The sequence below is a fragment of the Acinetobacter sp. BIGb0102 genome (genome assembly GCF_003815055.1).
GTDB classification, from domain to species: Bacteria; Pseudomonadota; Gammaproteobacteria; order Pseudomonadales; family Moraxellaceae; genus Acinetobacter; species Acinetobacter vivianii.
Window position 1 is genome coordinate 17,187 of record NZ_RKQE01000017.1, and the last position, 13,228, is coordinate 30,414.

A 13,228-nucleotide genomic window follows, 5' to 3' on the forward strand; every position below is an offset into this window, starting at 1 on the left:
TTATATTTCCCCTGAACCAACCAAAATGAAACTACAATTATTTATAAATAATGCTGTAGCTTACTGATGACGTTACTGCACCAGCAGTTGTCGCACCTGTTGCGAAATAACGAGCAAAGTAATTGAAGTCATTGCTATTTGAACCAGCAGAAACACCTACACTGCTCGACTGAGCTGGTGCTGGCGCATTCACATCAATAACAGTCTGGCTATTCGTTAACAACTGGATATCAACCAATGTTGCGCCGCTTGTAGCCGTATTAATTAAGCGACCTGCTGCATTGACTTTAGCAACTTCTGATTCGAAGTAAGGCGTTGCATTTAAGCTGCTTGCTGTACAACCAGCACCCGATAAGTTGATTTTAAATGCAGTGGTACCCGCTGTCGCATTCGCAGTACCTAAAGCAGCAGTATTCACAGTTGGTAAAGTTACAGATGCAGATGCATTACCACTTCCAGCAACGTTAGCACTACAAGTTCCAGCAACAAGCTGACCAGTAAAAGTGATTACGCCAGTTGCAGCAAAAGTCGTAGATGTTGCACATACAGCTAGGAGAGCAAGCCCTAAACTTAATTTTTTCATTTGAGAGTATCCATAAAAATTTGATTGATTTTTCATTACTTAGCTTCACCCCAAATTGTTTAAAATCTTTGTAAAAAAGCTATGCAATTCAGAAACAATAATATACACAAAAACAACATTTTCAATAAAAATTTGCAAACCAAGTCACACTTTCACAGGTTAATACACAATAATACGAGTTTTGTATTTTTCATGATTTAAAACATAAACTTAAAAATACCAGAGATTAAAATCACTCTTTTTTATGCTTTTCCTTTTTGGTCAGAAGGTGAATATTTTTGTCACTTTGGTACAAGTTATTGAAATTTAAATAACTCATCTGAATTTTGAAAATGTATGAAAAATAGACAAACACACAATGATTTATTCTTCTTTTTTGACTTGTGCGCTTAATTTTAATTTTTACTTATGAATGGTTTCTTTCGTCAAAATCCACTTATATTTATAGGTCTCATCCAAATTTTTCAGACAATAAAAAAACCCCAATGTCTCCATTGGGGCTTTTAAAGATTAAAAATCTAACGTATTACGCTAAACCTTTCTCTTTTAAAACTTGCAACATCGTTGAACCAAGCTCAGCTGGGCTACGAGTGTAAGCCATTCCCGCACGTTCAAATGCAGCGAATTTCTCTTCAGCAGTACCTTGACCACCAGAAATGATCGCACCAGCGTGACCCATACGCTTACCTTTAGGCGCAGTTACACCAGCGATGTAACCGACTACAGGTTTAGTCACGTTAGATTTGATGAATTCAGCAGCTTCTTCTTCCGCTGTACCACCGATCTCACCGATCATGATGATTGCATCAGTATCTGGATCGTCTTGGAACAATTGAAGCGCTTCGATCTGGTTCATACCTGGGATTGGGTCACCACCAATACCGATACAAGTAGACTGACCTAAACCAAGCTTAGTTGTTTGAGCAACAGCTTCATAAGTCAATGTACCTGAACGTGAGATGATACCAATACGACCTGGTTGGTGAATGTGACCAGGCATAATACCAATCTTACATTCGCCTGGAGTGATCACGCCTGGGCAGTTAGGACCAACTAAACGAGTACCGTTACCGTTAGTTTCCAAGTAGCGTTTTGCTTTAAGCATGTCGATTGTTGGAACACCTTCAGTGATCACAACGATTAGGCCAACACCTGAATCAACCGCTTCAACGATTGAGTCTAAAACGAATGGAGCTGGTACATAGATTACAGATGCATCAGCATTTGTTTCACGTACAGCTTCTTTCATTGTGTTGAATACTGGTAGGTCAAGGTGAGTTGTACCACCTTTACCTGGAGTAACACCACCAACAACTTTTGTACCGTAGTCTAAAGCTTGTGCAGAGTGGAAAGTACCGTTTTTACCAGTAAAACCTTGTACCAATACTTTAGTGTCTTTATTAATTAATACGCTCATGATTGATACTCCTTACGCTTTAACTGCAGCTACAACTTTTTCTGCGGCATCAGATAAACCGTTCGCAGAAATTAATTTCAAACCAGATTCATCAAGTAATTTAGCACCTAACTCAGCGTTGTTACCTTCTAAACGAACAACAACTGGAACAGTTACGTTTACTTCTTGAACCGCTGCAATAATTGCTTCAGCAATCATGTCACAACGTACGATACCACCGAAGATGTTGATTAAAACACCTTGTACAGAAGTATCAGCAAGGATGATTTTGAACGCTTCGATTACGCGCTCTTTAGTTGCACCGCCACCAACGTCAAGGAAGTTTGCAGGCTGACCACCATAAAGTTTAATGATGTCCATAGTTGCCATTGCAAGACCAGCACCGTTAACCATACAACCGATGTTACCTTCTAAAGCAACATAGTTAAGATCAAATTCAGATGCTTTTAATTCACGCTCATTCTCTTGAGATTTGTCACGTAAAGCAGCAACTTTAGGTAAACGGTAAAGCGCGTTAGAGTCGATACCTACTTTCGCATCAACACATAAAATATCGCCATTTTCACGAACTGAAAGTGGGTTAATTTCAAATAATGCAAAGTCATTTTCTACAAATGCTTGGTAAGCAGCGCCCATAATTTTTACAAATTGGCTAACTTGCTTGTCTTTCAAACCTAAAGCAAACGCAACTTCACGTGCTTGGAATGGTTGTAAGCCAACGAGTGGATCAACTTCAACTTTGATAATTTTTTCTGGAGTTTCTTCTGCAACTTTCTCGATTTCTACACCACCTTCGGTAGAAGCCATGAAAGTAATACGACGGCTAGAACGGTCTACAACCGCGCCTAAGTAAAGCTCACGCTCAACTGGGTAAACGTCTTCAGCAACGATGATGCTGTTAACTGGTTGACCATTTGCATCAGTTTGATACGTTACAAGACGAGTACCAATGATGTTGTTAGCAAATTCGATGACATCTTCTTTAGATTTTGCAACTTTAACGCCGCCAGCCTTACCACGACCACCAGCATGAACTTGCGCTTTCATTACAGCGAATTTACCACCAAGCTGTTCAAATGCAGCAACTGCTTCGTCTGCATTTGTTGCCAAGATACCTTCTTGTACTGGCATGCCATATTCTTTCAATAATGCTTTAGCTTGATACTCATGTAAGTTCATTTAGTTACCTACTATGTTGTTTGTGTGATACAGCTAGATCTTCTTAAAATCAGGCTGCTACATATTGAATAAATGATTGCCCGAACCAGACAACCATCATCATTCAAAAAAGTGTGGCGAACCACACTTTATATTTATTTACGCTTGCGTTGAATCGCGTGGATTGCACGACCATCTACAGCAAGTGCAGCTTCATGAACAACTTCAGAGAATGTTGGATGACCAAATGTCATTAACTGAAGATCTTCAACAGAAGATACAAATTCAAGAGCGATCATACCTTGGTGTACGATATCAGATGCTGCAGGCCCAATGACATGCATACCTAATAAACGGTCAGTTTTTGCATCAGCAACAAACTTAACAAAACCAGCACCCTCACCCGCCGCTAAAGCACGACCATTTACAGCAAAACCGAATTGACCAGTTTTAACTTCATGACCTTTTTCTTTAGCTTGTTCTTCAGTTAAACCAACCCATGCCGCTTCCGGATGTGTATAGATAACAGAAATGATTGTGTCGTAGTTCACTTGAGCTGCATGACCATGGATACGCTCAACAGCCATTACACCTTCTTCCATTGCTTTATGAGCAAGCATTGGACCACGAACTAAGTCACCAATCGCATATACACCTTCTACAGAAGTTGCACAGTGATCATTTACTTCAACTAGACCACGTTCAGTTAATTTAATGCCTGAATCATCAGCCAATAAACCTTCTGCATAAGCTTTACGGCCTACACAAACGATTAACTTATCAAAAGTCTGAGTTTTTTCTTCGCCACCTTGAGTGTATTTAACAGTCACTTCACGACCATTAACTTCTGTACCAGCAACTTTAGCGCCAATACGAATATCAAGACCTTGCTTAGTTAAAAGTTTTTGGTAGTCTTTTGCCAAGGCTTTATCAGCCATTGGTAAAAATGCATCCATTGCTTCAAATACAACAACTTCAGCACCAAGACGACGCCAAACAGAACCAAGTTCTAAACCGATTACACCAGCACCAATAACACCTAAACGTTTAGGTACTTCTGGGAAGTTTAATGCACCAGTTGAATCAACAATAATATCTTGATCTACAGGAGCTACTGGAATATTTACAGGTACAGAACCAGACGCAAGAATTACGTATTTAGGTTCTAAAACTTGAGTCTCACCTTCATGTGAAACAAACTCAACTTTTTTACCAGCAAGTAATTTACCAGTACCTTTTAACCACTCAATACCATTGCCTTTAAGCAATTGATCGATACCACCAGTTAATTGGTCAACAATTTTGTCTTTACGAGCAAGAAGCTTAGCAAGATCAAAACTCACTTCACCAGTCGTAATACCGTGATCAGCTAAATGATGCACTGTATCTTCATAACGATGTGAAGAGTCAAGTAATGCTTTAGAAGGGATACAACCTACGTTTAAGCATGTACCACCTAAAGATGGCTTACCGTTGTGAATACGTTTTTCGATACAAGCGACTTTGAAACCAAGTTGAGCTGCACGAATCGCCGCTTCATAACCACCAGGTCCACCGCCAATGACAACAAGATCAAACTGTTGAGACATCTTTATCTCCAATGAATCTCCCCTATCTTCTTTTATCAGAGAAGAAATTTTCACAAACCTTGAAACTGATCAAACTTGTGAAAGTCCCTCTTGTAATTCAAGAGGGACTTAGGGGGATTTTTAAATAAAAAATTATAGGTCAAGAATGAGTTTAGCTGGCTCTTCTAACAATTCTTTGATTGTTACCAAGAAACCTACAGCTTCTTTACCATCGATTAAACGGTGGTCATAAGAAAGCGCTAAGTACATCATTGGCAAGATTTCAACTTGACCATTCACCGCCATAGGACGCTCTTGGATTTTGTGCATACCCAAGATTGCAGTTTGTGGCTGGTTTAAAATAGGAGTTGAAAGCAATGAACCGAAAGTACCACCGTTCGTGATTGTGAACGTACCGCCAGTCATGTCTTCGATGCCTAACTTACCGTCACGTGCTTTGAAAGCATAATCACGGATACCGTTTTCAACTTCTGCATAGTTCATACGGTCAGTATCACGAAGTACAGGAACAACCAGACCACGGTCAGAAGAAACTGCTACACCGATGTCATAGAAACCGTGATAAACGATATCGTCGCCATCAATAGATGCGTTTACAGCTGGGTAGCGTTTTAACGCTTCAGTTGCTGCTTTAACGAAGAAAGACATAAAGCCTAAACGAGCACCATGACGTTTTTCGAAAGCATCTTTATATTGCTTACGCATTTCCATGATTGGCTTCATGTTAACTTCGTTGAACGTGGTTAACATTGCAGTTTGCTGTGTAGCCGCTAATAAACGCTCAGCAACACGCTTACGTAAACGTGTCATTGGAACACGTTTCTCGATACGCTCGCCTACAGCAACGCTTAATGGTTGAACTGATGTACCTGGCTTATGGTTCACAACATCTTCTTTAGTGATGCGACCACCACGGCCTGTACCTTGAACGTCAGCAGCATTGATACCAGTTTCAGACAATGCTTTACGTACTGCAGGTGCTTGGTTTTGATCAACAGGTTGAGTTGACGCAGCAGGTGCAGATGCAGCAGGCGCCGCTTCTGCTGGTGCAGCAGCTTCAGGAGCAGCCGCAGAAACAGCACCAGCTTCGAATTGAGCAATCACTTCGTCAGAAAGAACTGTGTCGCCTTCATCTTTGATGATTGCAACTAAGCTACCATCAGCTGGAGCAACCACTTCTAAAACAACTTTATCGGTTTCAATGTCACAGATCACTTCATCACGTGATACAGGTTCACCTACTTTCTTGTGCCAAGTTGCGATCGTACCGTCAGCAACTGACTCTGGAAATACCGGTGCTTTAATTTCGGTTGCCATTATTTAGAATCTCCTGATTGTTCAACTTCAATAGCAAGTGCGTCATTGATGAGCTGAGCTTGTTGTTTTGCATGCAAGTATGGCGAGCCACAAGCAGGTGCGGCAGATGCTTCACGACCAGCATAGCTAATACGGATTTGTTTACCAGATTTAAGAACGTCTTCATACAAACGAGGAACGATGAATAACCAAGCGCCTTGGTTCTTCGGCTCTTCTTGTGCCCAAACAAGTTCTTGAATGTTTGGATAAGCAGCCATAACTTCAGCTAGGCGTTGCTCTGGGTATGGATACAATTGTTCGATACGAACGATCGCAACATGGTTTAAACCAAGCTCACGACGTTTTTCGAGTAAATCGTAATAAACCTTACCACCACAAAGCACTAGGCGAGTTACGTCAGCCTTGTTGATTTGATCAATTTCATCGATCACAGTTTGGAATGAACCGTTTGCTAATTCATCAAGTGTTGAAGTCGCAAGCTTATGACGTAATAACGATTTTGGTGACATTACGATCATTGGCTTACGAATCGGACGAACTGCCTGACGACGTAACGCATGGAAAATTTGCGCTGGTGTCGTTGGTGTCATCACTTGCATGTTGTCTTCAGCACATAGCTGTAAGAAACGCTCTAAACGCGCAGATGAATGCTCTGGACCTTGACCTTCATAACCGTGTGGTAACAACATCGTTAGACCACAAACACGCTCCCACTTGGTTTCACCCGAAGCGATAAACTGGTCAATTACAACTTGTGCACAGTTTGCAAAGTCACCGAATTGAGCTTCCCAAACGATCAAGCTTTTCGGTAAAGTGGTTGAGTAGCCATATTCAAATGCAAGAACAGCTTCTTCAGACAATAAAGAATCATAAATCGCAGTACGCGGTTGATTTTCTTTAATGTGGCAAAGCGGAATATAAACAGAACCATCAGTTTGGTTATGTAATTTCGCATGACGGTGTGAGAATGTACCACGACCAACGTCTTCACCTGTGATACGCACAAGGAAGCCATCATCAAGCAAAGTTGCATAAGCTAAGGTTTCAGCAGCACCCCAATTAAGTGGCATTTCACCTGTTTGCATTTTCGCACGGTCATCAATTACTTTTTGAACTTGACGCTGTAATACAAAACCTTCTGGTAATGTATTCATCTTCTGGCCAAGCTCTTTCAAACGATCGATGCTGAATGAAGTATCCCAAATGTCTGTATATTCATGGCCCAAATATGGCGTCCAATCAACAAACATTTTTTTGTTCGGTTCACGAACAAGCGCATTGGCAACGTGGTTACCCGCTTCTAGATCAGAACGATAGCCTTCAACCATTGCATCGGCACTTGCACGATCAAGAATTTTTTCTTGAACCAGTTGATCAGCATATAAAGTACGTGTTGTCGCTTTCTTGCTGATGACTTGATACATCAATGGTTGTGTTGCAGACGGTTCATCCGCTTCGTTATGACCGCGACGACGGTAGCAGAACAAGTCTAGGATAACGTCTTTACGGAATTCATGACGGAAATCATGCGCGATTTGAGTCGCGAAAATAACAGCTTCAGGATCATCACCATTCACATGGAAAATTGGTGACTGAATCATTTTAGCTACGTCAGTACAGTATTCTGTAGAACGCGTGTCACGTGGGTCAGAAGTCGTGAAACCAACTTGGTTGTTAATCACGATATGAACTGTACCACCTACCGTGTAACCACGAGTTTGTGACATCTGGAAGGTTTCCTGGTTCACACCTTGACCTGCAAATGCAGCATCACCATGAACGATTACAGGAAGAACGTCATCACCGCCAATGTCTTTACGACGTACTTGACGCGCACGAACCGAACCTTCAACTACTGGACCAACGATTTCTAAGTGCGATGGGTTAAACGCTAATGCCAAGTGAACTTCGCCACCTGGAGTCATTACGTTTGAAGAGAAGCCTTGGTGATACTTAACGTCACCAGAACCTTTTTTATGCAGGCTCTTGCCTTCGAATTCACCAAAAAGGTCAGCTGGGTTTTTACCCATGATGTTGACAAGAAGGTTGAGACGACCACGGTGTGGCATACCAATCACAACTTCTTTACAACCTACGCTACCCGCACGTTGAATGATTTCGTTCATCATCGGAATAAAAGACTCACCGCCTTCTACACCAAAACGTTTAGCACCAACGAATTTATTACCAAGATACTTTTCCAAGCCTTCAGCAGCAGTCAAACGCTCAAGGAAGCCTTTTTTCTGATCATTGGTATAATTGAATTTGCCGCGAACACCTTCTAAACGCTGTTGAATCCAACGCTTTTCTTTAGTGTCAACGATATGCATGTATTCTGCACCAATTGAACCGCAGTAAGTTGCTTCCATGGCTTCAACCATTTCAGACAATGTTGCTTCTGCTTTTCCAATTGCGAGGTTGCCTGTATTGAATACAGTATCGAGATCTGATTTAGTTAAACCGTGAGCAGATAAATCGAGGTCAGGAACTTCTTCGCGTTTCGCAAGACCTAATGGATCGAGTTTAGCTTTTTGATGACCACGGTTACGGTAAGCAGCGATTAATTGTAATACACCAATTTGACGACGCTCATGTTCTGTACTTACAGTGCTTTGAACAACAGGTTGAACTCGGCTTGCATTACGACCCAGAAGGAGGAATTGCTCGCGCACACTGCCGTGTGGTTGATCACCTTTAGGGTATTTATCGAAATATTCACGCCAATCCTCTGACACTGAGGTTGGAGAAGTTAGGTACTGTTCGTATAGCTCTTCAATATACGCTGCACTATCAGCGGAAAGTTCAGTGTCAAGACGCAATGCGTCAGCAACTTCTTGCATTTTTGGACCCATTTCCTATTGCAAAAAATAATACAGGCTGCCTTTTAAGCACACCCATGATTCATAGTGCCAAATTGGTAACACGACACTACTACCCAAGGTAATCCAACCTTGAGACATTATTACTACACATCAGGAGTATTTCCCTTTGATGTAACAAATGAGCCATGCACCTTCAATTCAAGACACATAACTCATTTTTCATACTCGATGAAATCGAGCAATTTTTTGCAAATCATTTTAGAAAAATTAACTAAATTTTTAACTTTTCTAAATTGACTTTTTCAATGAAATCTGTACAAATCTTGAAGGCTTTCTTTAACGATAAGCTCAAGAATCTGCTTATTTTTTGATTCCAGTTGTGGCAGAAATCCTAACATGTTCTCAAGCTTGGATTGATTTTTTTGACACATACCATCTATAAAGCAGCGAAATACACATATCAAATTATATTCTAATATACCGCCCTTTTGATAAAAGTTGCACTCCAATCGATCAAAAATAAACATTCTCTACAAATATTGCACAAAGCGCGCTCAGTTTGATTAAAAATAAATCAACCCATTCACCATATCGATTTTGATGATTTTAATTAACAACAAAACCCATGAATATTTAAGGTCAATTTTTTAAAATTCAAGCCTCACTCTATTCAAGCAAACATTTTTCAACCAATTTTGATGATTTCGCAAAATAAAAAAGAAGCCCCTCTCGGGGCTCCTTTCTTGCCTAGAAAAAACAGATTAGCCTGCTTGATCTAACAGCATGTTACGAATGTGACCAATTGCCTTTGTCGGGTTCAAACCTTTAGGACATACAGATACACAGTTCATGATCCCTTTACAACGGAACAAAGAGAATGGGTCGTCTAAACGAGCCAAACGCTCTTGTGTTGCTGTATCACGAGAGTCAATGATAAAGCGGTACGCATTTAACAATGCTGATGGTCCAAGGAACTTATCAGGGTTCCACCAGAATGATGGGCATGAAGTTGAACAACATGCACAAAGAATACATTCATACAAACCATCTAAGTGTTCACGTTCTGCTTGAGACTGTAAACGCTCTTTCGCTGGTGCTGGCTGGTTGTTGATCAAGAACGGTTGAATCTTGTCATATTGATCATAGAACTGGTTCATGTCTACAACCAAGTCTTTTACAACTGGTAAACCAGGTAAAGGACGGATCACAATCTTCTCTGGTAAATCGTTCAGGTTCCACAAGCACGCTAAACCATTTTTACCATTGATGTTCACACCATCCGAACCACAAATACCTTCACGGCAAGAGCGACGGAATGTTAATGATTCATCCTGCACTTTCAACGCAAGTAACGCATCAAGCAACATACGGTGCTTATCGGTTAACTCAAGTTTGAAAGTTTGCATGTACGGCGCTTTATCCTTATCAGGATCATAGCGGTAGATTTCGAATGTACGAGTGCCTCTACTCATCTTTGTTCTCCCGATTAGAATGTACGTGGTTTAGGTTCAATTGCTTCAACCGTTAACGGGCTGAAACGCACTGGCTTATATTCAAGACGATTGTCTGCTGAATACCATAATGTATGCTTCATCCACTCATCATCACGGCGACCGTAAGAATAAGTTGGGTGATCCGGTGCTAACTCATAGTCAACAACGGTATGCGCACCACGACATTCTTTACGTGCAGCAGCAGAAATCAGAGTCGCCTTCGCTACTTCATACAAGTTTTCAACTTCTAACGCTTCAACACGTGCTGTGTTAAATACGCGAGACTTGTCTTTCAAATGAATGTTACGAACACGAGATTCGATCGCAAGGATTTCTTTTACGCCTTTGTCAAGCAATGCTTGAGTACGGAATACACCTGCGTGATCCTGTACGATGTCACGGATCGCATCAGCAACTTCTTGTGCATTTTCGCCAGCAGTTGATTCATCCAGTTTACGTACACGTTCTAAGGTATTTACCAATACATCTGTTGGAAGCGGTGCATAATCATCGCCATGATGCTTGGTTACATAATCAATGATGTGCTCGCCCGCTGCTTTACCAAATACCACAAGGTCAAGCAATGAGTTGGTACCTAAACGGTTTGCACCATGTACAGATACACAAGAACATTCACCAATCGCGTAGAAACCTTTTACAGGCTTCACATAGTCACGCGTACCTTTATAAGAATACTCTTTAGTATCTTTATCATAGTGAGCAGAGAATTCACCCTCTTCCACACCATGCGGCACAACCACTTGACCATGAATATTCGTTGGAATACCACCCATTTGGTAATGGATTGTTGGTACAACTGGAATTGGCTCTTTCGTACAGTCAACGTTTGCGAACTTCTTACCAATCTCGAATACAGATGGAAGACGTTTCATAATCGTTTCAGCACCCAAGTGAGTCATATCAAGTAAGATATAATCCGCTTTAGGACCACAACCACGACCTTCTTTAATTTCTTGGTCCATTGAACGTGATACGAAGTCACGTGGCGCCAAGTCTTTTAAAGTTGGTGCATAACGTTCCATGAATGGTTCGCCGTCTTTGTTACGAAGGATACCACCTTCACCACGACAACCTTCAGTTAACAATACGCCTGCGCCCGCAACACCCGTTGGGTGGAATTGCCAGAATTCCATATCTTGTAATGGAATACCCGCACGAGCAGCCATACCAAGACCATCACCAGTGTTGATATAAGCGTTAGTTGATGCACGGTAAACACGACCAGCACCACCCGTAGCGAATAAAGTCGCTTTCGCTTGGAATACGGCGATGTTACCAGTTTCCTGATCGATCGCTGTCACACCAAGAACATCACCCGCTTCGTTACGGATCAAGTCTAATGCAATCCACTCAACGTAGAACTGGGTGCCCATTTTTACGTTGCTTTGATATAAGGTATGCAATAACGCGTGACCTGTACGGTCAGCAGCAGCACACGCACGTGGAACAGCTTTTTCGCCGTAGTTTGCAGAGTGACCACCGAATGGACGCTGATAGATCGTACCATCTTCGTTACGGTCAAAAGGCATACCCAAGTGTTCAAGCTCGTAAACAACTTTTGGCGCTTCACGGGTCATGAACTCGATTGCATCCTGATCGCCTAACCAGTCAGAACCTTTAACCGTGTCATAGAAGTGATAGTGCCAGTTATCTTCTTGCATGTTACCTAACGACGCACCAATACCACCTTGAGCAGCAACTGTATGCGAACGTGTCGGGAATACTTTGGTCAATACCGCAACTTTTAAACCAGCTTGAGCAAGTTGGTAAGCAGCGCGCATACCAGAACCACCACCACCGACGATAACCGCGTCGAAAGTGAGGTTTTGAATATTTGAATAATCTTCTTTAGGGTTAATTGCGCCCATGATCTCTTCCTATCAATTTGCCCAGAAAATCTGGATACCCCAGATTGCGTACACGATCACTGAAATAATGACAGCAGAAGTCAGTACAAGGCGTAAACCTGAAGCTGAAGGACCCATTTGACGAGTCGTTACATAATCAGTAAAGACTTGCCACATACCAATCCAAGCGTGTGCAACGAGCGATAACACTGCTAATAAAGAAAAAATCTTCATTGGCAAAGTCAGCATAAAGCCAGCCCACTGTTCATAACCAAATCCGCTATTGCAAAGGATCCAGCCTAATAAAACAATAGTGTATGCAGCCAACACCACAGCACTAACACGCTGGATATACCAATCGCGAGAACCTGAACCTGTTAAACCTGTAGCACTTTTCATCAGAACATAATCCATACGAATGCTGCGACAATACCAACCGCAGACAAGATCAATGAAACTGTAGCTGCGATACGACCGCTTTGTAATTCTTCAGCAAAACCGAGGTCAGCAAGCAAGTGCTTGATCCCTGCGATAAGGTGGAAAATTAATCCTGCTACAAATACCCATACGACGAAACGTACAATGATATTTCCGAAAACGACATTTTTAACGTAGTCAAATCCTTCTGGTGAAGATAAAGATTTATCCAAAATCCATAAAAGAACAGCGACTAATAAGAAAACGATTACACCTGATAGACGGTGTAGAATTGATGCAATAGCCACGGGTGAGCGTAAATTTACCGCTAACACCTGACCCATGGACAAATTGACAGGTCTGTTGCTTTTCACAGCGGGCATCCTGTAGGTAGAAACTCCATCCGGAGTTTGTTTGAATTAATTCAAAGGAAAGCTGGCATTGTTAGGCAAGCACAGCACATGCCTAACCTATAAACGACATCGAATTATAAAACGTGAAATATCAAAATACAAACAATCAGCTTTCGCTTTAGTCGAAAAAAACTTTAAATAAGAATCATTC

Annotated in this window: 10 protein-coding genes; all 10 read right to left on the bottom strand. The window is 41.5% G+C overall.

Annotated features, from left to right (window positions below):
* Positions 1–37 precede the first annotated feature (37 nt).
* On the bottom strand, positions 38–583 hold the full coding sequence (locus EC846_RS16615; RefSeq protein ID WP_123775828.1) for a fimbrial protein: 546 nt from the start codon (positions 581–583) through the stop codon (positions 38–40).
* Positions 584–1,109: 526 nt separating this feature from the next.
* The gene (sucD, locus tag EC846_RS16620) at positions 1,110–2,000 is read right to left on the bottom strand and encodes a succinate--CoA ligase subunit alpha (protein WP_003655479.1); all 891 of its coding nucleotides are present in this window, start codon (positions 1,998–2,000) and stop codon (positions 1,110–1,112) included.
* Positions 2,001–2,012: 12 nt separating this feature from the next.
* A complete protein-coding gene (sucC, locus tag EC846_RS16625) occupies positions 2,013–3,179 on the bottom strand; it encodes an ADP-forming succinate--CoA ligase subunit beta (protein WP_004640348.1) in 1,167 nt (388 codons plus the stop codon).
* A gap of 134 nt (positions 3,180–3,313) precedes the next feature.
* Positions 3,314–4,747 (bottom strand): dihydrolipoyl dehydrogenase, encoded by a 1,434-nt coding sequence (lpdA, locus tag EC846_RS16630; RefSeq protein WP_123775829.1) that lies wholly within the window; start codon positions 4,745–4,747, stop codon positions 3,314–3,316.
* A 132-nt stretch (positions 4,748–4,879) separates the two neighbouring features.
* On the bottom strand, positions 4,880–6,064 hold the full coding sequence (odhB, locus tag EC846_RS16635; RefSeq protein ID WP_123775830.1) for a 2-oxoglutarate dehydrogenase complex dihydrolipoyllysine-residue succinyltransferase: 1,185 nt from the start codon (positions 6,062–6,064) through the stop codon (positions 4,880–4,882).
* The gene (locus EC846_RS16640; RefSeq protein WP_004775165.1) at positions 6,064–8,904 is read right to left on the bottom strand and encodes a 2-oxoglutarate dehydrogenase E1 component; all 2,841 of its coding nucleotides are present in this window, start codon (positions 8,902–8,904) and stop codon (positions 6,064–6,066) included. Before EC846_RS16640 ends, odhB begins: the two co-directional genes overlap by 1 nt.
* A 743-nt stretch (positions 8,905–9,647) precedes the next feature.
* A complete protein-coding gene (locus tag EC846_RS16650; RefSeq protein WP_004664446.1) occupies positions 9,648–10,358 on the bottom strand; it encodes a succinate dehydrogenase iron-sulfur subunit in 711 nt (236 codons plus the stop codon).
* 14 nt (positions 10,359–10,372) lie between these two features.
* Positions 10,373–12,268 (bottom strand): succinate dehydrogenase flavoprotein subunit, encoded by a 1,896-nt coding sequence (gene sdhA / locus EC846_RS16655; RefSeq protein ID WP_004775167.1) that lies wholly within the window; start codon positions 12,266–12,268, stop codon positions 10,373–10,375.
* Positions 12,269–12,280: 12 nt separating this feature from the next.
* Positions 12,281–12,646 carry a succinate dehydrogenase, hydrophobic membrane anchor protein gene (gene sdhD, locus EC846_RS16660; RefSeq protein WP_004775170.1) on the bottom strand — a complete coding sequence of 122 codons (366 nt, stop codon included), beginning with the start codon at positions 12,644–12,646 and terminating at the stop codon, positions 12,281–12,283.
* Positions 12,646–13,047, bottom strand: coding sequence for a succinate dehydrogenase, cytochrome b556 subunit (gene sdhC, locus EC846_RS16665; protein ID WP_050560019.1), 402 nt, complete (start codon positions 13,045–13,047; stop codon positions 12,646–12,648). The genes sdhD and sdhC overlap by 1 nt, the downstream gene beginning before the upstream one ends.
* Positions 13,048–13,228: the final 181 nt, after the last annotated feature.